The organism is Neisseria sp. P0021.S007 (assembly GCF_051956855.1).
The window spans coordinates 1-572 of record NZ_JBQCXA010000881.1 but is presented as its reverse complement, the minus strand read 5'-3'; the positions used below and the strand labels follow the sequence as shown (position 1 = coordinate 572).

Here is a 572-nt window from a genome sequence, read left to right as displayed (position 1 = left end):
AATTTGCCCATTGTCAGGGTTTGGACTGGTTTAGCGAAGGCTTTTCCACGCCGGTTTCCTTTTCGCCAGAGCTAGTTTTCCCTGCCGATTACACTTGGCGCGTTGCCCTGAAAAAAGAAGAAAAAGTCCTGCCTGCCGGCGTCATCCGCGATATTTTGGATGAAAAGGTTTTGGAAATCCAAAACAACGAAGCGCGTAATGTAGGCCGTAAGGAAAAACAAGAACTGAAAGAACAGATTACTGACGACCTGCTGCCCCGTGCCTTTACGCGCAGCAGCCGCACACAGGCGATTTTCGACACGCGCCACGGGTATCTTTTGGTCAACAATGCCGCCTCTGCCAAAGCGGAAAATATCCTGACCAAACTGCGCGAAGCGTTGGGTGGTTTGGAAGCCGCCCTGCCCAACACCAAACAATCGCCCTCCTCCCTGATGACCAGCTGGCTGCTGCAAGGCCATTGCGAAGGCGGTTTTGAATTGGACAGCGATTGCGAACTCAAAGGCGTAGGCGATGTTGTTCCGGTCGTCAAAGTTTCCAAACAAGACCTGACCGCCGATGAAGTGGTACAACAC

General features: G+C 52.3%; 1 protein-coding gene. It reads left to right on the top strand.

The genetic code is table 11. The features are described 5' to 3' along the window. On the top strand, positions 1–572 hold a 572-nt coding region (gene rdgC, locus ACTHUR_RS16500), incomplete at both ends, for a recombination-associated protein RdgC (RefSeq protein ID WP_440399760.1).